At 68.4% G+C, this 18,309-nt stretch carries 17 protein-coding genes and 1 pseudogene; 10 read left to right on the forward strand and 8 right to left on the reverse strand.

Going from position 1 to position 18,309, the window contains the following annotated elements:
* Positions 1 to 121: 121 nt before the first annotated feature.
* The 7 genes from H0X00_RS09930 to H0X00_RS09960 are packed head-to-tail and all read right to left on the reverse strand — an operon-like array spanning position 122 to position 8,220.
* Positions 122 to 1,282, reverse strand: coding sequence for an acetyl-CoA C-acyltransferase (locus tag H0X00_RS09930; protein WP_293769544.1), 1,161 nt, complete (start codon positions 1,280 to 1,282; stop codon positions 122 to 124).
* The gene (locus H0X00_RS09935; RefSeq protein WP_293769545.1) at positions 1,275 to 2,426 is read right to left on the reverse strand and encodes an acyl-CoA dehydrogenase family protein; all 1,152 of its coding nucleotides are present in this window, start codon (positions 2,424 to 2,426) and stop codon (positions 1,275 to 1,277) included. Before H0X00_RS09935 ends, H0X00_RS09930 begins: the two co-directional genes overlap by 8 nt.
* The gene (locus H0X00_RS09940) at positions 2,423 to 3,613 is read right to left on the reverse strand and encodes an acyl-CoA dehydrogenase family protein (protein ID WP_293769546.1); all 1,191 of its coding nucleotides are present in this window, start codon (positions 3,611 to 3,613) and stop codon (positions 2,423 to 2,425) included. The genes H0X00_RS09935 and H0X00_RS09940 overlap by 4 nt, the downstream gene beginning before the upstream one ends.
* 38 nt (positions 3,614 to 3,651) lie before the next feature.
* Complete coding sequence (locus H0X00_RS09945; protein WP_293769547.1) at positions 3,652 to 4,494, reverse strand: enoyl-CoA hydratase-related protein; 843 nt, start codon at positions 4,492 to 4,494, stop codon at positions 3,652 to 3,654.
* Positions 4,491 to 5,456 (reverse strand): SDR family NAD(P)-dependent oxidoreductase, encoded by a 966-nt coding sequence (locus H0X00_RS09950; RefSeq protein WP_293769548.1) that lies wholly within the window; start codon positions 5,454 to 5,456, stop codon positions 4,491 to 4,493. Before H0X00_RS09950 ends, H0X00_RS09945 begins: the two co-directional genes overlap by 4 nt.
* Before the next feature lie 5 nt (positions 5,457 to 5,461).
* Positions 5,462 to 7,084 carry a class I adenylate-forming enzyme family protein gene (locus H0X00_RS09955; protein WP_293769550.1) on the reverse strand — a complete coding sequence of 541 codons (1,623 nt, stop codon included), beginning with the start codon at positions 7,082 to 7,084 and terminating at the stop codon, positions 5,462 to 5,464.
* Positions 7,081 to 8,220: a MaoC family dehydratase N-terminal domain-containing protein gene (locus H0X00_RS09960; protein ID WP_293769552.1), complete on the reverse strand. Its 1,140-nt coding sequence runs from the start codon at positions 8,218 to 8,220 to the stop codon at positions 7,081 to 7,083. Before H0X00_RS09960 ends, H0X00_RS09955 begins: the two co-directional genes overlap by 4 nt.
* 76 nt (positions 8,221 to 8,296) lie before the next feature.
* Between H0X00_RS09960 and H0X00_RS09965 the strand changes: the two genes are divergently transcribed.
* The 4 genes from H0X00_RS09965 to H0X00_RS09980 all read left to right on the forward strand — a co-directional run bounded on the left by H0X00_RS09965 (position 8,297) and on the right by H0X00_RS09980 (position 12,305).
* The gene (locus H0X00_RS09965) at positions 8,297 to 9,460 is read left to right on the forward strand and encodes an acyl-CoA dehydrogenase family protein (protein ID WP_293769553.1); all 1,164 of its coding nucleotides are present in this window, start codon (positions 8,297 to 8,299) and stop codon (positions 9,458 to 9,460) included.
* A gap of 85 nt (positions 9,461 to 9,545) precedes the next feature.
* On the forward strand, positions 9,546 to 9,953 hold the full coding sequence (locus H0X00_RS09970) for an OB-fold domain-containing protein (RefSeq protein ID WP_293769554.1): 408 nt from the start codon (positions 9,546 to 9,548) through the stop codon (positions 9,951 to 9,953).
* Entirely contained in the window at positions 9,950 to 11,155 is a 1,206-nt protein-coding gene (locus H0X00_RS09975) for a thiolase family protein (protein WP_293769556.1), read from the forward strand. Before H0X00_RS09970 ends, H0X00_RS09975 begins: the two co-directional genes overlap by 4 nt.
* A gap of 1 nt (position 11,156) precedes the next feature.
* Positions 11,157 to 12,305 (forward strand): acyl-CoA dehydrogenase family protein, encoded by a 1,149-nt coding sequence (locus H0X00_RS09980; RefSeq protein WP_293769558.1) that lies wholly within the window; start codon positions 11,157 to 11,159, stop codon positions 12,303 to 12,305.
* A 20-nt stretch (positions 12,306 to 12,325) separates the two neighbouring features.
* Here H0X00_RS09980 and H0X00_RS09985 read toward each other — a convergent pair whose 3' ends face one another.
* Positions 12,326 to 12,721 (reverse strand): nuclear transport factor 2 family protein, encoded by a 396-nt coding sequence (locus tag H0X00_RS09985; protein ID WP_293769559.1) that lies wholly within the window; start codon positions 12,719 to 12,721, stop codon positions 12,326 to 12,328.
* A gap of 197 nt (positions 12,722 to 12,918) precedes the next feature.
* Between H0X00_RS09985 and H0X00_RS09990 the strand changes: the two genes are divergently transcribed.
* The 6 genes and pseudogenes from H0X00_RS09990 to H0X00_RS10015 all read left to right on the forward strand — a co-directional run.
* On the forward strand, positions 12,919 to 13,665 hold the full coding sequence (locus H0X00_RS09990) for a hypothetical protein (RefSeq protein WP_293769561.1): 747 nt from the start codon (positions 12,919 to 12,921) through the stop codon (positions 13,663 to 13,665).
* A gap of 88 nt (positions 13,666 to 13,753) precedes the next feature.
* The gene (locus tag H0X00_RS09995) at positions 13,754 to 15,193 is read left to right on the forward strand and encodes a hypothetical protein (protein ID WP_293769563.1); all 1,440 of its coding nucleotides are present in this window, start codon (positions 13,754 to 13,756) and stop codon (positions 15,191 to 15,193) included.
* The gene (locus H0X00_RS10000; RefSeq protein WP_293769565.1) at positions 15,190 to 15,561 is read left to right on the forward strand and encodes a hypothetical protein; all 372 of its coding nucleotides are present in this window, start codon (positions 15,190 to 15,192) and stop codon (positions 15,559 to 15,561) included. The genes H0X00_RS09995 and H0X00_RS10000 overlap by 4 nt, the downstream gene beginning before the upstream one ends.
* Entirely contained in the window at positions 15,558 to 16,085 is a 528-nt protein-coding gene (locus tag H0X00_RS10005) for a hypothetical protein (RefSeq protein ID WP_293769567.1), read from the forward strand. Before H0X00_RS10000 ends, H0X00_RS10005 begins: the two co-directional genes overlap by 4 nt.
* The gene (locus H0X00_RS10010) at positions 16,082 to 17,974 is read left to right on the forward strand and encodes an ABC transporter permease (RefSeq protein WP_293769570.1); all 1,893 of its coding nucleotides are present in this window, start codon (positions 16,082 to 16,084) and stop codon (positions 17,972 to 17,974) included. Before H0X00_RS10005 ends, H0X00_RS10010 begins: the two co-directional genes overlap by 4 nt.
* 31 nt (positions 17,975 to 18,005) lie before the next feature.
* Positions 18,006 to 18,309, forward strand: a pseudogene (locus H0X00_RS10015) (hypothetical protein); the annotation flags it as partial.

Genomic DNA, 18,309 nt, shown 5'->3' on the forward strand with positions numbered 1-18,309 from the left:
GGGCCGAGCACTGGAACACCGACCCGAAGCCCTTCATCTGGAAGGCGACCGCGGAGGAGATCATCGCCAAGGTCCGTCGCGGGCGTGAGGTCCTCAACCAGATCAATTCGCAGACGGACCACTAGGAGCGGTACAACAACGTCGCGGTGGCCATCCCGCCGCCGCAGCACGCGGTGACCAACGCCAGTTCGCCGTCGCCGTGGATGAGCTCGTGCACCGCCTTCGCGACCAGCCCGGCGCCGGTGGCGCCGAGCGGGTGACCGAGCGCGATCGCGCCACCGTTGGGGTTGACCCGTGCGGGGTCCGGCCCGTGCTCCTGCTGCCAGGCCAGGACGACCGCAGCGAAGGCCTCGTTGATCTCGATGACGTCGATGTCCTGCATCGTCAGACCGTTGTCCTTGAGGACTTTGGTGGTCGCCGGGATGGGCCCGGTGAGCTTGAGCACCGGGTCGGATCCGATGAGGATCGTGTCGTGGACCGTGGCCAGCGGGCGCAGGCCGAGTGCGTCGGCCTTCTCGCGCGCCATCAGCAGCAGCGCCGAGGCGCCGTCGGTCATCTGCGAGGAGCTGCCGGCGGTGTGGATACCGCCCGGGCCGTTCACCGGGTCGAGGCCGGCCAGACCCGCGATGGTGGTCGGGCGGGGCCCCTGATCGCGGTTGACGACGGTGAGTTCGCCCTCGTTGCCGGTCACCGTGATGGGAATGATCTGGCTGGTGAACCGTCCGGCCGCCACGGCGCGGGCCGCCGCGTCCTGGGAGCGCTGGGCGAAGGCGTCGCAGTCCTCCCGGCCGAGCCCCCAGTGCGCCGCAATGCGGTCGGCACTGTCGAACTGGGAGGTGTACTCGTAGCGCTTGCGATAGGCGTCGGTCACCGGTGTTCCCAGTGAGCCGTCCGCCGGGACGGGGGAACCCATCGGGACCCGGCTCATCATCTCCACTCCGCAGCACACGATCGCGTCGGCCAGGCCGGAGCCGATCAGGCCGGTGCCGAGGGTGAGCGCCTGTTGTGAGGAGCCGCATTGGGCGTCGATCGTCGTCGCCGGGACCTCCACGGCCAGCCCGGCGGTGAGCCAGGCCCACCGCGTGAGGTTGGACGTCTGCATCCCGGCCTGGCTCACGCAGCCGCCGATGACCTGGTCGATCTGATCGCCGTTGACGCCGGTGCGGTTCAGGAGCCCGTGCAGCACCTGGCCGAGGAGGTCGGTGGCGTGGAGACCGGAAAAGGCCCCCCGGCGCTTGCCGTAGGGGGAGCGCACGGCATCAACGACGCAGACCTCACGCATCGATGCGGCCGCCGCCGAGCCGGAGGCTCTCGATCCCGAGTCGGTCGGCGAGCAGCTCCCGGTGCTCACCCGCGTCGCCGAACAGCAACTCCGAGGCCTTGGCTCGTTTGAAGTAGAGGTGCGCGTCGTGCTCCCAGGTGAACCCGATGCCGCCGTGGATCTGGATGTTCTCGGCGGCGACGTGGCAGTAGGCGCGGGAGCAGTACGCCTTGGCCAGGGAGGCGGCGGCCGGCAGGGCTTCGGGGTCTTCGCCGGCGGCCCAGCCCGCGTAGTAGGCGGCCGACCGCGCTGATTCGACCTCGAGCAGCATGTCGGCGCACTTGTGCTTGATGACCTGGAAGGTCCCGATGGGCTGTCCGAACTGCACTCGGGTCTTCGCGTACTCGACGCTCATGTCCAGGCAGCGCTGGGCGCCGCCGACCTGTTCTGCCGCGATCGCCATGCAGGCGAGGTCGAGCGTTCGCGCCAGTGCGGCCTTAGCCGCTCCCTCGGCGCCGATCAGCCGCGCCGGAGTGCCCCGCAGTTCCAGTCGGGCCAGCCGGCGGGTCTGGTCCAACGTCTCCAGCGGAGTGCGCACCAGGCCTGGGCTTCTCGCGTCGACCGCGAACAGGGAAGCGCCACCCGGGGTGGCGGCCACGACGAGGATCAGGTTGGCGGTCATGCCGTCCAGGACGTAGGTCTTGTGCCCGTCGAGACACCACACGCCGTCACCCGGCCGGGCGGTCGTGCGGATCGGCGCGTCGTGCCAGCGGCCGTCATCCTCAGTGAACGCCACCGTGGCGATCGACTGGCCGCCGGCGATGCCGGGCAGCAGGTCGCGCCGTGCCTCCGGGTCATCGATGCTGAGCAGCATCGTCGCGCTGAGGATCACCGAGGCGAAATAGGGCGAACACAGCAGGACCGCCCCCATCTCCTCCAGGACGGCGACCTGCTCCATCCAGCCGTAGCCCGAGCCGCCGAACTCCTCGGGGATGGCCAGGCCCTGCAGACCCATCTGGTCCGCCATGAGCGCCCACACCTCGGGGTCGTACCCGAGGTCGCTGTCGATCACCTGTCGTAGTTCGCGGCTGGCCGAGGTCTTCTCCAGCAGCCGGCGAACGGAGCGACGGAGCTCTTCCTGTTCCTCGGTGAAGACGAGTCTCATGACCGCGGCACCTCGTTCCAGGGAATCCCCTTGTCGGGACGGTGAGAAGGCGGCAGCCCCAGGACGCGGTGGGCGACGACGTCGCGCAAAACCTCGGAGCTGCCGCCCTCGATGGATTGCGCCCGGCTGCGCAGGAACATGTACCCGGGCTGGGCGGTGCCGTCGAGCGCCGCGGCCGCGCTGTAGATGAGGCTGGCCGCGCCCCGCAGGTCGGCACACAGTTCGTAGGTCTGCTGATTGATCGAGGATCGGGCGATCTTGCTCACCGAACCTTCGGGTCCCGGACCCGACTCGCGGCGTTGCGCGGCGCGGGCACCGGTCAGCCAGGCAACGTCGTCCCGGATCCACAGGTCCAACAGGCGGTCGCGCAAGACCCGGGCCGCCGCGGAGGTCTTGTCCTCGCGCGCGCTCCACAGGGCGAGCGCCTCGTCGATGGCGCCGCCGTGACGGGGCGTGGTCGCTCCCAGCACGAGCCGCTCGTTGGCCAGCGTGGTCATCGCCACGCCCCAGCCCTCGCCCACGCCGCCGATGCGTGCGGAGTCCGGCACGAGGACGTCGGAGAGGTAGACCTCGTTGAACTCCGCGTCGCCGGACATCTGCCGGAGGGGGCGGACCTCGACGCCGGGGAGCGTCATGTCCAGCAGGAAGTAGGTCAGCCCCTGGTGCTTGAGTGCGTCTGGGTCAGTGCGGGCCACGAGCAGTCCGTACTGCGCCAGGTGGCCGAGGGTGGTCCACACCTTCTGGCCGTTGACCAACCATCCGTCGCCGGTGGGTACGGCGCGGGTCGAGAGTGATGCCAGGTCCGAACCCGCGCCCGGCTCAGAGAACAGTTGGCACCATACGAACTCGCCGGTGAAGATCCGCCGCAGGTGGTGAGCGATCTGCGCCTCGGTGCCGTGCTCCGCGATGGTGGGTCCGGCCATCCCGTAGCCGATCGGAGTCTCCGAGATGTAATCCGGTACGCCGGCCGCGGTGAGCGAGCTGTAGACGTACTGGTGGAGCACCGTGCTGAGGCCCAGACCGCCTATTCCAACGGGGAAGTGGATCCAGGCCAGCCCGGAGTCGAACACTGCGCCGAGGAGCTCCTGGGTCTCGGTCCGGGCCGGGGGGTGGGCCTGGAGGAGCTTGGCGATCGCGGCGTCGACGATCGCGCTCTCGTCCGTGTCGGGGTGCACCGAGTTGCCCATGGCGCAGCGTCCTGCCTTCTAACAATTGGTATAGTGCATTATAAACTAAAGGACGGCTCAGAGTCCATATCGAAGAATGCTGGAAGGTCCCGCGAGACGGTGAGTGGGAACCGCGGTGCCCGCTTCTCCAGATAGGCGCCGACCCCCTCCTTCGAGTCCGCGTTGGCCCCGCACCAGCGCAGGGCCTGCGACTCCCGGCGGTGCGCTGCCATCGGATGGGCTTCACCCAGTGCGATCCACAACAGACGACGCGTCATGGCGACGGACACCGGTGCGGTGCACTCCGCGATCTCGCGGGCGATCGCGTACGCGGCGGGAAGGAGTCCGTCCGCGGGGTGCACGCCGGTAACCAGGCCGGCGCGCGCGGCCTCGTCGGCGAGGATCATCCGGCCCGTCAACATCCACTCGGCGGCCGTCCCGACACCGACGATGCGAGGCAAGAACCAGCTCGAAGCCCCGTCCGGCACGATGCCCCGACGGGCGAACAGGAAGCCGAACTTGGCGGTGTCGGCCGCGAGCCGGATGTCCATCGCCAAGGTCAGGCTGGCGCCAATGCCGACAGCCGGGCCGTTGATGGCCGCGATGAGCGGTTTGCGTGAGCGGAACAGGCGCATCGAGACCACGCCGGCGCCGTCCCGGAAGACCTCGTCGCCCACCTGGCGGTCGAAGGTGTCCGTGCCGGCGGACAGATCGGCGCCGGCGCAGAACCCGCGCCCGGCGCCGGTGACGACCACGGCGCGGACCTCGTCGTCGGCATCCGTGCGGTCGATCGCGGCCAGGAAGTCCGCAATCATCGGCGAGGTGAAGGCGTTCAACGCCGCCGGTCGGTCCAGGGTGATCGTGGCTACCCCGGCGGCGACCTCGACGCGGATGTTGCTCATTGCTTCGGCAGGCGCGCGTAGCCGCGGGGACCTTCGTAGACACTGGGGCCGAGTTCCTTGAAGAGCTCCTCGCGGCGCTCGATGAGTTCATCGACGCTCCAGCGGCCCTCCTTGAACAGGACGTCGGAGATCTGCGGCATCTTCACGTGCGCCACGGCGCCTCCGCAGACGATGAAGGTCTGCGCGGTGATGTCGGAGGCGGCCGGAGTGGCCAGGAAGGTAACGAACGGCGCGATGTTGTCCGGGTCCATGGCGTCGAACGGCTGGTCGGCGGCCGCGAACTCCTGCTCCCGGTCCCCGCCCTCGAAGGTGCTCATGGTCAACCGGGTCCGGGCCCTCGGCGCGACCGCGTTGACCGTTACGCCGTACTTCGCAAGCTCGCGGGAGACGGCGATGGTGAAGGAGACGATGCCCATCTTGGCGGCGTCGTAGTTGGACTGGGCGGCGTTGCCGAACAGGCCGGACTCGCTGGTGGTGTTGATGATCGCGCGGTGGCTGACGTCGCCGCCCTTGCTGCGTTGACGCCAGTGCTGGGAGGCCGCCTGGGTCGGCAGGAAGTGACCCATCAGGTGCATGGTGACGACCGAGGACCAGTCCGCCGGGTCGATGCTGAACACCATGCCGTCGCGCAGGATGCCCGCGTTGTTGACCAGCACGTCGAGTCGGCCGAAGCCGTCGATCGCCTGATCGATCAGCCGGCCCGCGCCCTCGACGGTGGTGATGTCGTCGAAGTTGGCGAGGGCCTCGCCGCCGGCGGCAACGATCTCCGCGGCCACCTCGCTGGCGGGCCGGTCGTCGGTGCCGCCGCCGTTCCAGGTGCCGCCGAGGTCGTTGACCACGACCTTGGCCCCCTCCGCGGCCAGGGCGAGCGCCTCACCCCGGCCGATGCCGCGCCCTGCTCCGGTCACCACGGCGACCTTGCCGTCCAGCCTGCCGTCGAGCTTGCCTTGGGGCTTGCCCATCGTCGTCACTCCTCGTCCTTATGGGTGTCGGTCCAGGTGCCGATCAGGACGCGCTTGGCGACCTTGCCGGTTGCGTTGAGGGGGAGCGGATCGGTGCTGATCCACCAGCGGGTGGGGACCTCGAAACGGGCGAGCCTTTCCCGTGCGGTGGCCCGTAGTCGGTCGAAGTCCATTGCGCTCCCGGGGCGCAGCACGATGGCGGCGCCCACCTCTTCGCCCAGGCTCGGATGCGGTAGCCCGACGACGGCGACGTCGGCGACCTCGGCCAGTGAGAGGAAACAATTCTCGACGTGGCCGGGCGCGATGTTCTCCCCACCGCGGATGATGATCTCCCGCGACCGGCCCACGATGTAGAGGTAGCCGTCCGCGTCGAGGCGACCCAGGTCGCCGGTGTGCAGCCAGCCGTCCGCGTCGATCGGGGTGTCGGCGGGATCGCCGTCGTAGAACCCGCTCATGAGAGTGGGGGAGCGCGCGATGACCTCCCCGACGCCGGCCTCGTCCGGCGCGAGGATCCGCAGCTCGACCACCGGCAGGGCCCGGCCGACGCAGCCCGGTCGGTCGAGCAGGTCGGTGCGCCCGGCGGAGGTCAGTGCGCCGCCGGCCTCGGTCAGGCCGTAGATGCTGGTGATGTTGCTCCGGGCGGTCGGGAAGCCGGCCTTGATCCGTTCGGCCAGCTCGGGCACGACCATGGAGCCGCCCATGGCGACGGACTCGATGCTGGAGGTGTCGAAGTCCCCGAGGCGCGGGCACTCCAGGACGCGCATCACCATGGTCGGGACGCCGCCGAAGAAGCGCACTTTCTCGCGCTCGATGAGGCTCAGCACCTGGACCGGGTCGAAGCGTCCCTCCAGGAACAACAACGTCCCGCCGACGAGCTGGCCGGAGATCATGGTCTGGATCCCACCGACGTGGAAGAGCGGCAGGCTCATGAGGCTGACCGTGGCGACGTGGTCCGGCCCGAGCTGCGAGGGCAGCCGCCGGGTTCGGGCCAGCAGGCTGTGGATGTTCGCGACCACCGCCCGTTGACTCAGCACGACGCCTTTGGCGGCGCCCATCGTTCCGGAGGTGAAAAGGATCATCGCCGGGGCGTCCTCGGCCGGGGCAGTCACGCCGGTCGGCGCCGCGATCGGCGCCGTGCCGGCCGCGTCGCACAGGGCGCGGATCTCCTCCGAGCGGAGTACCGCTACCTCGGTGGGAAGGGTGGCCGCGCGTCGTTCGTCGGCGACCACGATGGTGGGGCGGGTGATCTCGAGGGCATGCGTGATCTCCGCCGGAGACCACCAGGCGTTCGCGGGCACCACGACGGCGCCGGCGCGAAAGCCGGCCCAGAAGGCGGTCACCCATTCTGCGGAGTTGCCGGCGAGGAGCATCACCCGGTCGCCCGGGCGCACCCCCCGCCGGATGAGCTCCGCGGCCAGGGCGTTCACATCGCGCAGGTGCGTCGCGAACGAGATGCGTCGAGCCCCCTGCACGAGGCAGGTCCGCTCGCCCCAGCGCTCGAGGTCCGCGAGCAGCTCCGCGACGCAACGCCGCCGATCGCGGTACGCCCGGACCGCTCGACCGGCGGCGAGCTCGGGAACGATCTCGGTGCCCCAGACCGGGGCTTCCGAGCGCAGCGGGGTGCTCATCCCCGCGACGGGAGCCGCACCGTCGCTGTGCCGAGAGCGGAGAGCTCACCGTCCTGCTGCTCCGCGCGTTGCTCGATCGTGACCAGGCCGGTCGCGGGGTCCACTGCGGTGACGGTCCCGGTGATCGTGATGATGTCGCCGGTCGGATTGTGCCGGCGGATCTTCGCCTCGTGGTTGACGAGGAAGCCGTCGTCGCCCATCCAGTCGGTGACGTGGTGGGTGAGCCACGAGGTGCGCTCGGGACCGTAGTCGTAGGCCCGCGGGGTACCGACCCGGCGCGCGAGGTCGTCGTCCCAGTGCACGCGCTCGGGGACGTCGAGGATGCCGAAGCGGTCCGGGATGCCGAGGCCGGCGTGCTTGGCGATCTGCTTGTAGGCGATGCGGTTGGCGCGGATGTAGAGCCCACCCCAGCCCTGGGCGTAGGCGATGAAGCCGGTGACCGTCATGGGGCCCTTGGTCATCAGGGGCAGTTCTTCGCCGACGGTGACGTCCTGCACGTACCGCGGGGTGGCACCGCGAACGGCCTCCGCGCGGTAGGCTGCGTAGGTGCGCGCGATGTCCTCCGGGGTGTACCGGGGCTCGTTCTGGCGGGCCTCGGCGTACTTCCCGGCGTCGCGGGCGGCGTCGCGCTCGGTGCGGAAGCACCAGGAGTCGCCCTCGGCGACGAGTTCGTCGCCGACGAAGAAGTCGACGTGGTAGGTCTGCTGGATCGCGCGCCCGGCGAAGCGGGTCTGATGCTCGACCAGTTCCTTGAGGTAGGCCTCGGTGCGCACGACGTCGTTGCGGCGCAGGGCGCGGTGCCAGGTGGTCTTGGCCCCCGACCACATCGCGTGCACGCCGGGAAGGCCGCCCACGTAGCCGGAGTAGATGCGGTTCAGGGCGAACAGGAACGACGGCGGAGCAACGACCGTTCCGTGCCCGGTGGTGGCGGCGTACTCCGGATCGCACCACAGCGGGTTGTCGTCACCGATGCCGTGGGCGTAGTGGCGAATGTTGTCGCGCGTCGCCTCGTAGCACCACGGCTCGACGGTGTCGGTGATCTTCACGCCGATCAGCTTGCGCAGCGCAGCGAGCGCCTCCTCGGTGATCACCGCGGACTGCTGCTCCGTGCCGGTGTCCAACGTATCCACGCTCATCGGGGCTCCTGTGGGGCTTTGCTTCCGGCTGTTTAGAGGTATAGTACACACCTAACTAACGAAGGGAAGACCGGTCATGGACCTGGCACTCACCGCGGCTCAGCTCGACCTTCAGGCCCGCGGGGCCAAGGTCGGTGCCCAATGGCGTGAGCACGTGACACGGTGGGACCTGGAGGACAAGGCGCCCTATGACGAGGTGGCTGCCTCGATCGTCGAGGCCGGGCTCATCGGGCTGACGATGCCCGCGGTTTACGGCGGCGCCGACCTGTCCGTTCTCGATTACGTCCTGGTCGTCGAACAGCTCATCAAGTGCTCGCAGTCGTGGATCGTTGCCGAGACGACGTTCGGCACGACGGGCCCGGGACCGTCGATCATCCTGCGGGCCGAGCACGAGGCGACCCGGGCGAAGTTCCTGCCGGACATCGTCGCCGGCCGCAAGGCCTGCGCGATCGCGTTGACCGAGCCGGATCACGGTTCTGACCTCACGGCCCTGACCACGAGCGCCGTCGACGACGGCGACGCCTGGGTCATCAACGGCCGCAAGCGGTTCATCACCGGTTCGCCGGTCAACGAGCTCTACGCGACGTTCGTGCGCTTCGACGACATCCCCGGCCACCGCGGCATCGGGGTCGTGGTGATCGAAAAAGACACCCCTGGGCTGCGATTGGAGCCCGGAGCGCAGTTCGTGGGTACCCGCGGGCTGCCCCACGGCGAGATGCACATGGACAACTGCCGGGTCCCCAAGGTGAATGTCGTCCGGGGCCCCGGACACTTCGGCGACATCATGAGCGCGTTCAACATGGAGCGCATCCACAACTCGACGCTGAGCCTGGCGCTGGCCGAGGCGGCGTACGACGAGGCCGTCAGCTACATCGAGAAGCGCGAGGCCTTCGGTAAGCCGATCATCCAGTTCCAGTCGGCCTACCACACTCTCGTCGACCTGCGCATGGCGATCGAGGCGCACCGGATGCTGGTCTACCGGGCGGCCGCGACGGCGGTGGACGGCAAGTTCCCGCTCGCGCAGGAATCGAGCATGGCCAAGCTGTCGGGCTGCCTCATGCTCCCCGAGGTCACACTGCAGGCGATGATCCTGTGCGGGGGCGACGGCACGACGATGGACTTCGCCGCCCAGCGCCTGCACCGCGATTCGATGGCCGCCCTGGTTGCCGGCGGCTCACCGCCCGTGCTGAAGAACGCGATCGCGTCGCAGCTTTTCCCGCAGCACCGCTTCGTGCAGTAATGCCCGGCCCGGCGGTGCGCCCAATCTTGTACAGCGATAACTAACTCTGATTCGCTGCCCGGCTCCCCACCCAGACGAGGAAACATTGAGCACCCAGATCCCGATCGTCGACTACCTGGTCCTCGGTCCCGTCCCGCACCTGAGGGCACATCAGTGCACCCACTGTGCGGCGCTCTACTTCGACCGGCGCAACGGGTGCGCCCGCTGCGGGCGCCGTGAGTTCGGCACGAAGGACCTCGCCACCACCGGCACGGTGCGGGCGTTCACCATCGTGCGACGCGCGTCCGCCAACCTGAAGACCCCGTACATCTCCGCCATCGTGGACCTCGACGGCGGCGGTGTCGTCAAGGCCAACCTGGTGGACATCCCGGCCGAGGCCGCCACCATCACGCCGGGTCTGCCGGTCGAGTTGACGACGTGGGTCGCGGGCACCGACGACGACGGCACCGAGGCGGTCTCCTTCGGCTTCAAGCGGACCGCGGCTGCGGCATGAGCGGCGGCGACGTGTGGATCGTCGGGACGGACATGACCAAGGTCGCCCGCTACCCGGACAAGGACGTAGTCGACCTCGGGTCCCAGGTTGCCTTCGGGGCCTTCGAGGACGCCTCGATGACCATCGACGACGTCCAGGTCCTGGCGGTCGGCAATGCCTACGAGTCGAACTCCGGGATCGCCCAGCGCATCCAGAAGCAGATCGGTCAGACCGGGATCCCGGCGTACAACGTCTTCAACGCCTGCGCCACCGGGGCCACCGCTGTGCGCACGGTCATCATGGCCATCCGCGCGGGCGAGGCGGACGCAGGCCTGGCGATCGGTGCCGAGCAGATGGGCAAGATGGGCCTGCTCGGCGGAGCGGCCGAGAACAAGGGGGAGCGCAAGGTCTACTCCCCGAAGGGCCGTTACGGCAGCGTGCTGCCCATCGAAGGCAACCTCGGCACGGGCCTGATGCCGGGCGTGTTCGCCCAGGCCGGCATGGAGTACGCGCTCGCCCACGGCGTGACCCGCGAGCAGTTCGCCAAGGTGGCCGAGAAGAATCACCGACACTCCGCGCTGAACCCGCTCGCCCAGTACCAGAAGGTCTTCACCCTCCAGGAGATCCTCGACGCGGAGGAGATCTCGTACCCCAACACCTTGCCGATGTGCTGTCCGACCGGCGACGGGGCCGCGTCGGTGATCATCGTCTCCGCCGCAAAGCTCGCGACCCTCGATCCCGATGTGCGGCGCCGCGCGGTGAAGATCTCGGCCTCGGTGCTCACGACCGATCCCTGGACCGAGAGTGATCTCGTCCAACCTGATGTCAACACCCTCACCCGGCAGGCTGCTGCGAAGGCCTACGAGGTGGCTGGGGTAGGTCCCGATGATCTTGACCTGGTCGAGCTGCACGACTGCTTCGCCAGCGCCGAGCTGCTCCACTACGACAATCTCGGCCTGTGTGAGCCCGGTGGTGCCGGCGATTTCATCGACTCCGGGGCGCCGACGCGGGATGGCTCGATTCCGGTCAATGTCTCTGGCGGTCTGCTCTCGAAGGGTCACCCCATCGGCTCGACCGGAGTGGCGAACCTCTACGAGGTCGCGACTCACCTGCGCGGCGAGGCGGGGGACCGGCAGGTCGAGGGAGCTCGCGTGGGCCTGGCCCATGTCATCGGGCTCGGCTCGGCCTGTGCAATCCACATCTTGGAGAAGGCGGCGGTCTGAGGTGCGCTCCACCCTGTTCGGCCAGGACCACGAGGACTTCCGCATGGTCGTCCGCAGCTTCCTGGAACGGGAAGTCGTCCCGGTTTACGACGACTGGCTCGAGGCCCAGCTCGTACCGCGGGACACCTTCCGGGCGCTGGCCAAACTCGGGATCCTCGGTCTGAACATGGACGAGGAGTACGGCGGATCCGGGCCGGCGAGCTATCTCTACAGCGTGGTGCTGTGGGAGGAGACGGCCCGGGCCCTGGTCAGCCTGGGTCCGTTGCGCTGTCATCTCGACGTCGTGCTGCCCTATTTCCGGGCCTACGCCACGGCGGAGCAACGGCGCCGTTGGTTCCCCGGTGTCGTCACCGGCGACCTGTTCACCGCCATCGCCATGACCGAGCCGGGCACCGGGTCGGATCTGGCCGGCATCAGGACAAGCGCCGTCCGTGACGGCGCGGACTGGATCCTCAACGGAGCGAAGACCTTCATCACCGGCGGTGTCCATGCCGAGTTGGTGATCGTGGTCGCCCGGACCTCGACCAACCCCGATGACCGCAGAGATGGCCTGACCCTGTTCGTGGTGGAAGAGGGCATGCCCGGGTTCACCAAGGGCCGCAAGCTGGCCAAGCTCGGCCTCGCGGTGCAGGACACCGCGGAGTTGTCCTTCAGCGATGTCCGGGTGCCGGCCACGAACGTCCTGGGGGAGGAGGGGAAGGCCTTTTCCTACTTGGGTCGCAACCTCGCCGGGGAACGGCTCGGCATCGCTCTCGGAGCGATCACGGCGGCGCAGTCCGCCCTCGACGCCACGATCGTCTACGTCAAGGAGCGCGAGGTCTTCGGCAAGCCGTTGAGTTCGTTCCAGAACACCAAGTTCGAGCTCGCTGCCGTCGCCACCGACATCGAGGCCGGGCGGGCGCTGTTCGACAAGGCCGTCCTCGAGCATGAGGTGGGGGATCTTTCCCCGGTCGACGCGGCCAAGACCAAGCTGTTCTGCACGGAGGTCCAGGCCCGCACCATGGACCGCTGCTTACAGCTGTTCGGCGGCTACGGCTACATGATGGAGTACCCGATCGCCCGCCTCTACGCCGATGCGCGCGTGACCCGGATCTACGGCGGGACCAGCGAGGTCCTCAAGACGATCATCAGCCGGTCGCTCGGTCTATGACCGGCCGGCATCGCCCACCGTCAGCTCTCGGTGGCCAATGCGGAGACCGCGCCCGGGTCCTTGTAGTAGACGTCGGCGTAGGTGATCTTGCCGTCGGCAACGGTGTACAGCTCGACGGCTTTGGTCTTCAGCGAACGGCCGGTTGCCAGCGAGGTGAAGGTCAGCTCCAGGCGGCCGACGACGACGTCACCACCGTCGTACACGTCGATGCTGTCCAGCGTCGCTCCCAGGCGGGACGACATCCGGTTCAGGATGTCGAGAAAGCCCGGGCCCCCGATGTAGTCACCCGAAAAGGGCAGCCCGTGCGCCTCTTCGACGACGGCGTCCTCCGACAGGCAGGACAGGGCGGTCTGGATGTCCCCGGCGGCGAAGGCCGCGAGGAACTCGTGGACGACCTTTGCGTTCTCGTCGCTCATGGTGGCTCCGCTCTTTCCGCTGCTGGACCTTGTCGAGCTAGGTATAGCACAGACTAAAGTAAGGCCTGTTGCAATCAGTGCCTGGAGGCCCCGTGCAGCATCACCAGATCGCGACGCACTCGTTCGATCCGCCGGCGGAACTGGTGGGGGCACGAGGGCCGACCGCGGTGGAGTGGATCGCGACGATCGGCCCGATCGTGGCGCTGGTCGGGCTGTGTGTCTATGCCTTCCGCGAGCGGCGGCGGACCGGCGGGATCCTGGTGCTGACGCTCGTCGGCGGATCCTTGTGCACCTTCGTCGAGCCGTTCGTCGACAACCTCGGCAAGGTCTGGCTGCGCCAGGAGAACGCGGAGATCCTGTTCACCTGGCTGGGGCGGCCCATGCCGGTATGGGTGCTGCCCTTCACCGCGCTCTACTGGGGTGGACAGGTCTATCTGTTCTACCGCCTGTTCCAGTCGCGTCCCACCGCCAAGCGATTTTGGTCCGTCTACGGCGTGGTGCTGATGTCGGCCTGCCTGCTCGAGGTTCCCTCAACCTCGCTCGGCCTGTACGACTATTTCGGTAATCAGCCGCTGAATCCGACCGGGTATCCGCTCTACTGGCCGTTCATCTACCAGAGCGGCGTGCTCGTCGCGGCGGCCCTGCTGCACGCGTGCCCTGAGTTGTTCCAGGGCTGGAAGGCGCTTCGTCTGGTCCTGCTGATCCCCATGGCCGAGATCGGATTCTTGACGATGACGGGTCTTCCGATCTTCATCGCGCTGCACACCGAGGTGAGCACCGGCGTCGCCACGATCGCGGCCTTCGCGAGCATCTTCATGGTGATCACGATCGTGTCCGAAGTAGGTCGGCGAGTCGTCGGCCAGGGGCCGGTGGAGGCCTTTCGCCAGGCCGATGCGCCCATCGACGAGGCGGTTCGGACCCGTCCGGAGCCGGCGCGAACCTGATCGTCGGGGCCCCCGGCAACGATCGTCAGACGCTCTTGTGTCGGTTACTCAAACTGGTATAGTGCTGACTCAACCAGAGGAGGTTGCCATGGCGCGCAGCAGGCGCAAGGCGAGGCATGCCCACCGACCGGTGCGGCGCGGCCAGGTAGTGACCGGGATGGCGGCTACCGGTGCGACCCTCCTGCTCGGGGCCGGTCCGGCCGTGGCCCAACCTCAGGTGCTTCCCGACGGGCCGAGCTTCAACGGCCTCGCGCAGGCCAACGCCGTCAATGTCCAGGTGTCCAATCCGTCCACCCCGATCGGCCTTGCCCCCGAAGGAGGTGGCCCGGCTACATCGGCCGCCCTCGACTCGCTGTCGCAGAGCAATGCGTTCGCCTCGTTCCCGTATCCGGGTCCGGTGGCGGTCAACCTGCCCTCGGTGGCTGGCGCGTTGCTCCCGCTCCCGATCCCTGCCTACCCGCTGTATGTTGCGACCCAAGCGGGGGACCAACCGACGGAGAACAACGCACCAGGGATCGCGCTCCGCGCGGAGAGTGGCGAGTTCGTCAGCCTCGCGCGGGCCGTCTTCGGGCAGGACGCATCGGGTGGGGTCTCCGCCTGTCGCGTCGAACAACTGGCGAGCGGCGCGGTCCACGCAACGGCCGACACCACGTTCAAGCTGCTCCAGCTCGGCCCCGCGCTGACGCTGACCGGGGTCGAGTCGCATGCCAAGGTCATCGCCGACCCCGTCACGGGAAAGCTCACGCGCAGCCAGTCGCTCTCCTTCAGCCGCTTGCGTGTCCCGGGACTGGCGATCACGCTGCCCTCGGAATCTCCTGAGACCGTGCCGTTCGTGAACCCGATCCCCGGCCTGCCGCAGCCACCGCAGACGCCCCTGCCCCCCTTGCCGATCCCCGCCGTGGGTGGCCTGACGATCGAAGAGCCGGACATCGGCCTGCAGGACGGCTCGTTCGTGATCAACCTGCCGGGCCTGGGCAATCAGAAATACGCGCTGCCGGCCTCGACGGTGCTTGAGGGCCTCGCCGCTGCCGGGATCACGATGACGGTGCAACAGCCCGAGGTGAGCACCACCGGCGTGACCGCAGCCGCGCTGACCATCTCCTACCTCGCGGCCGCGCCACCGGAGAATGCCTACTTCACCGGCGCATCCACGGTCACGTACACCCTGGGCGGCAGTCAGGCCAACGTGACGCTCGACCCGGTCCAGAGCTTCGGCGGCAATGCCGGCGGAGATGCCGGCGGCGTGCTGCCGGGGGGTGGACTGGGTGCTTCCCCGGCCACTGACGGGATTGCTGCCGATGGGAATGCGGTCGACGGGATCGGAGCGGCGTTCCCGGGATCGATCCCGGCTCAGGTGGCCCAGCCGGGTTCGGCGGCGCAAGGCGCACTGCCGACGGTGGTCATCACCCCGATGTCCAGCGTGACCGGCCCGGACGGCGCCGGGATCTACCTCGTCCTGGTGGCCGTCGGCCTCGGCGGATTCATCTCCGCGTCAGTCCTTCGATTCATGGGAGTGCGTTCGCTGTGAACCCCAAGAACTACGTCCGCGAGCAGTGGGACCGGTGTCTGGCGGTGGCGCTGTTGATCCTCGGCCTCATCGCGCTGCTGGTGGGCTGGATCGGGATGAGCGGCACGCCGTACGTCGCCCTGCAGCTGCCCTACATCCTCTCAGGTGGCCTGGTGGGGATATTCCTCCTCGGGGCTTCCGTGGCGCTGTGGCTCTCCGCCGACCTGCGTGACGAGTGGCGCGAGTTGCACGGGGTGCGCGAACTGCTCAAGCAGCACGTCGAGTCGGGGGTAGCCCCGGTCGCCGGGGCGCGGGCGATCGGGGGGGAGACCCGGGCGATCTCGGCGACGTCCCGGTACGGACTGGCGACAGGTGAGCCGGGCGCGTGAGCGGCCTCGCGCTGGCGGCGACGCGTCGATCGCATCGAGCCGACGTGCGCAATGACGGCGACGTCTTCGCCAACACGGCGATCCCGTGGACCCCCCGCGACGTGTCCGCCGCCGCCCTCGTCGTCGGCATCGGCATGATAGTGCTGGGAGCCAGCTGGTACGGCATCAGCGGAGAGCCGGACTACTTCAACCAGTACCGCTGGTTGACAGGGGGCATTGCCGGCACGGCCATCGCCTACCTCGGGCTGCTCCGCTGGATCCTCCCGGCGTTTCGACGGGTGCGTCGCCTGGAACGAGCCGTCCTGTCCGAGCTGCGTGTGCTGGGGTTGGTCGAGGTCGACCGGACAGTCCGCGTCGTCAGCCTCGTGCTCCCTGCCGACGCCGTCCGGTTCACCGCGCCGGGCATGAACCTCGCGCACCGGGCCGACTGTGCCCTGCTCACCGGCAAGCCTGGTGTCCTCGAGATCGGCGACGCCGAGCTCAGCCGCCGCGGGTTGGGCCGCTGTCGGATGTGCGCATCGTGAGCGAGTACCTTCCGTTCATCATTTTCGGCCTCATCACAGGCTCGATCTACGGCATTTCCGCGATGGGTCTGGTCCTCACGTACAAGACCTCGGGACTGTTCAACTTCGCCCACGGCGCGATCTCGGCCTCGTCCGCCTTCGCCTTCTATTCCATGCGCGACCAGCACGGCTTCCCCTGGCCCGTGGCCATGGTGCTCACACTCCTTGTGTTCGCGCCCGCACAGGCCGTCGTACTTCAGTACCTCGGACGACGCCTGGCGCTGGTATCCACGACGTACCGGATCGTCGCCACCGTCGGCATTCTCGTCGCGATCCTCGCGCTCGCCCAGATCATCTTCGGCCCGTCGACCCTGCAGTTTCCCCGGTTCCTCCCGCAGGAGGAGGCGTTCTCGGTCGAAGGTGTGATCGTCAATTACGACAACATCGCCAACATAGCCATCGGGATCATCGCCGCGACGGCGCTGACCTTGTTCTTCCGCAAATCCCGCCTGGGCACCGACATGCGCGCGGTCGTTGACGACGCGTCCCTGCTCGACATGACCGGTACCTCGCCCGCGCGAGTGCGCCTGGCGGGCTGGCTCATCGGCACCATGTTCGCTGCGCTCTCCGGCATCATGTTCGCGGCCTACCAGCAGCAGCTCGACGTCAACATCCTCTCGCTCCTCGTCGTGCAGGCCTTCGGTGCGGCCGCCATCGGGCGCTTCACCAGCATCCCCCTGGCCTTCGCCGGCGGCCTCATCGTCGGCCTGCTGCAGAACATCATGAGCAAGGTCGTCAGCTCGAACACCGACCTGCAGGGCCTCGACACCAACATGCCGTTCATCGTCCTGTTCATCCTCCTGCTCGTCCTTCCTCGCGACAAGCTCAGGGAAGTCGGACGCCAGATCAAGAACCGGGCCGTCCCCGAGAGCCGGTTCACGCTGCAGCAGCGCGGCGTCGGCTGGATGGCAATCCTGGTGGTCGCGTTGCTCATTCCCATGGTGGTCGGCAGTCGCCTGCCGTCCTACAACACGGCGATGAGCCAGGTCGTTCTCTTCCTGTCGCTCAACGTGCTCGTGCGGACCTCCGGGCAGATCTCGCTGTGCCACATCGGATTCGCAGCGATCGGTGCGGCCGGCTTCGGTCACATGCTCGCGAATGGTGTGCCCTGGGGACTGGCCTTGCTCATCGGGGGCCTCATCACCGTGCCGGTCGGCGCCCTCATCGCCATTCCCGCGATCCGGCTCTCCGGGCTCTACCTCGGCCTGGCCACGCTCGGCTTCGGCATTCTGCTCGCGCAGTACGCCTACAACAAGCCGTACTTCTTCAACGGTTCCCTGCCCACGTCCCGGCCCGAGGTCTGGGGCATGTCGGATGACCAGCACTTCTACTATCTGCTGTTGGCCATTGCCATCGTGGCGATCGGACTCGTTGTCGCCGTCGAACGCTCCCGCCTCGGGCGCCTCCTGCGCGGTCTGTCCGACAGCCCGCTCGCACTCTCGACGCTGGGTGTGAACCTCAGCATCGCGCGCGTGATCATCTTCTGCTTCTCCGCGTTCCTCGCCGGTATCAGTGGCGCGACCTACGCCTCCCTGTTCGGTTCAGTGACCTCAGACAGCTTCTTCTACGCGCAGTCACTCGTCGTTCTCGCGGTGATGGCCATCAGTGGACGGCGGTCGATCACGGCCAGCATCGTCGCGCCGATCCTGCTGTACGTCGTTCCCAGCTACACCAGCAACCCCGATCTCAAACTCGGCCTTCAGGTCGCCTTCGGAGTTGCTGCCGTGCTGGTGGCGGTGACCTCGCAGTCGTCGTTCTCGTTCCGCTCGTCCCGGATCCCTCAAGTCGTCGACGGCCGTCGGCTCGACCCCATCAGTGCGTCCGTGCGCCGGCAGATAGCCGCCACGTGAGCGCTTCGTCCACCCCGACCCTGGAGACGCCATGTCGATGAACCACCGGATCGCCCGCGGCCGCGGCCTCGTGTCGGTCGCCGGGATCGTGTGCGTAGCGATGACCCTGACCGCGTGCGGCAGCCGGATGTCCGAGCAGGAGGTCGTGGAGGCGCAGGCCCGCGGAGTCGCCGTCGCAGGCACATCACCCGGTATCACCACCGGAACCACGGACAGCGGCTCCCCGGCGGACCCTTTCGCGGCCCCTGCCCCCGGCGCGTTGACCGGGGCGACCGGCGGTAGCACCGCTGCCCCCGGCGCGCTGACCGGGGCGACCGGGGCGACCACCGCTGCCC

Origin of the sequence: Sporichthya sp. (genome assembly GCF_013815995.1) — a bacterium.
Taxonomy (GTDB): domain Bacteria; phylum Actinomycetota; class Actinomycetes; order Sporichthyales; family Sporichthyaceae; genus Sporichthya.

What these genes read in the sequence shown, in the direction of transcription:
- H0X00_RS09960 (WP_293769552.1), bottom strand. Translation starts at nt 8,220, where the DNA reads ATGAGCGTGGATACGTTGGACACCGGCACGGAGCAGCAGTCCGCGGTG.
- H0X00_RS09975 (WP_293769556.1), top strand. Translation starts at nt 9,950, where the DNA reads ATGAGCGGCGGCGACGTGTGGATCGTCGGGACGGACATGACCAAGGTC.
- H0X00_RS09985 (WP_293769559.1), bottom strand. Translation starts at nt 12,721, where the DNA reads ATGAGCGACGAGAACGCAAAGGTCGTCCACGAGTTCCTCGCGGCCTTC.
- H0X00_RS09945 (WP_293769547.1), bottom strand. Translation starts at nt 4,494, where the DNA reads ATGAGCAACATCCGCGTCGAGGTCGCCGCCGGGGTAGCCACGATCACC.
- H0X00_RS09955 (WP_293769550.1), bottom strand. Translation starts at nt 7,084, where the DNA reads ATGAGCACCCCGCTGCGCTCGGAAGCCCCGGTCTGGGGCACCGAGATC.
- H0X00_RS09940 (WP_293769546.1), bottom strand. Translation starts at nt 3,613, where the DNA reads ATGGGCAACTCGGTGCACCCCGACACGGACGAGAGCGCGATCGTCGAC.
- H0X00_RS09930 (WP_293769544.1), bottom strand. Translation starts at nt 1,282, where the DNA reads ATGCGTGAGGTCTGCGTCGTTGATGCCGTGCGCTCCCCCTACGGCAAG.
- H0X00_RS09950 (WP_293769548.1), bottom strand. Translation starts at nt 5,456, where the DNA reads ATGGGCAAGCCCCAAGGCAAGCTCGACGGCAGGCTGGACGGCAAGGTC.
- H0X00_RS09995 (WP_293769563.1), top strand. Translation starts at nt 13,754, where the DNA reads ATGGCGCGCAGCAGGCGCAAGGCGAGGCATGCCCACCGACCGGTGCGG.
- H0X00_RS09965 (WP_293769553.1), top strand. Translation starts at nt 8,297, where the DNA reads ATGGACCTGGCACTCACCGCGGCTCAGCTCGACCTTCAGGCCCGCGGG.
- H0X00_RS09935 (WP_293769545.1), bottom strand. Translation starts at nt 2,426, where the DNA reads ATGAGACTCGTCTTCACCGAGGAACAGGAAGAGCTCCGTCGCTCCGTT.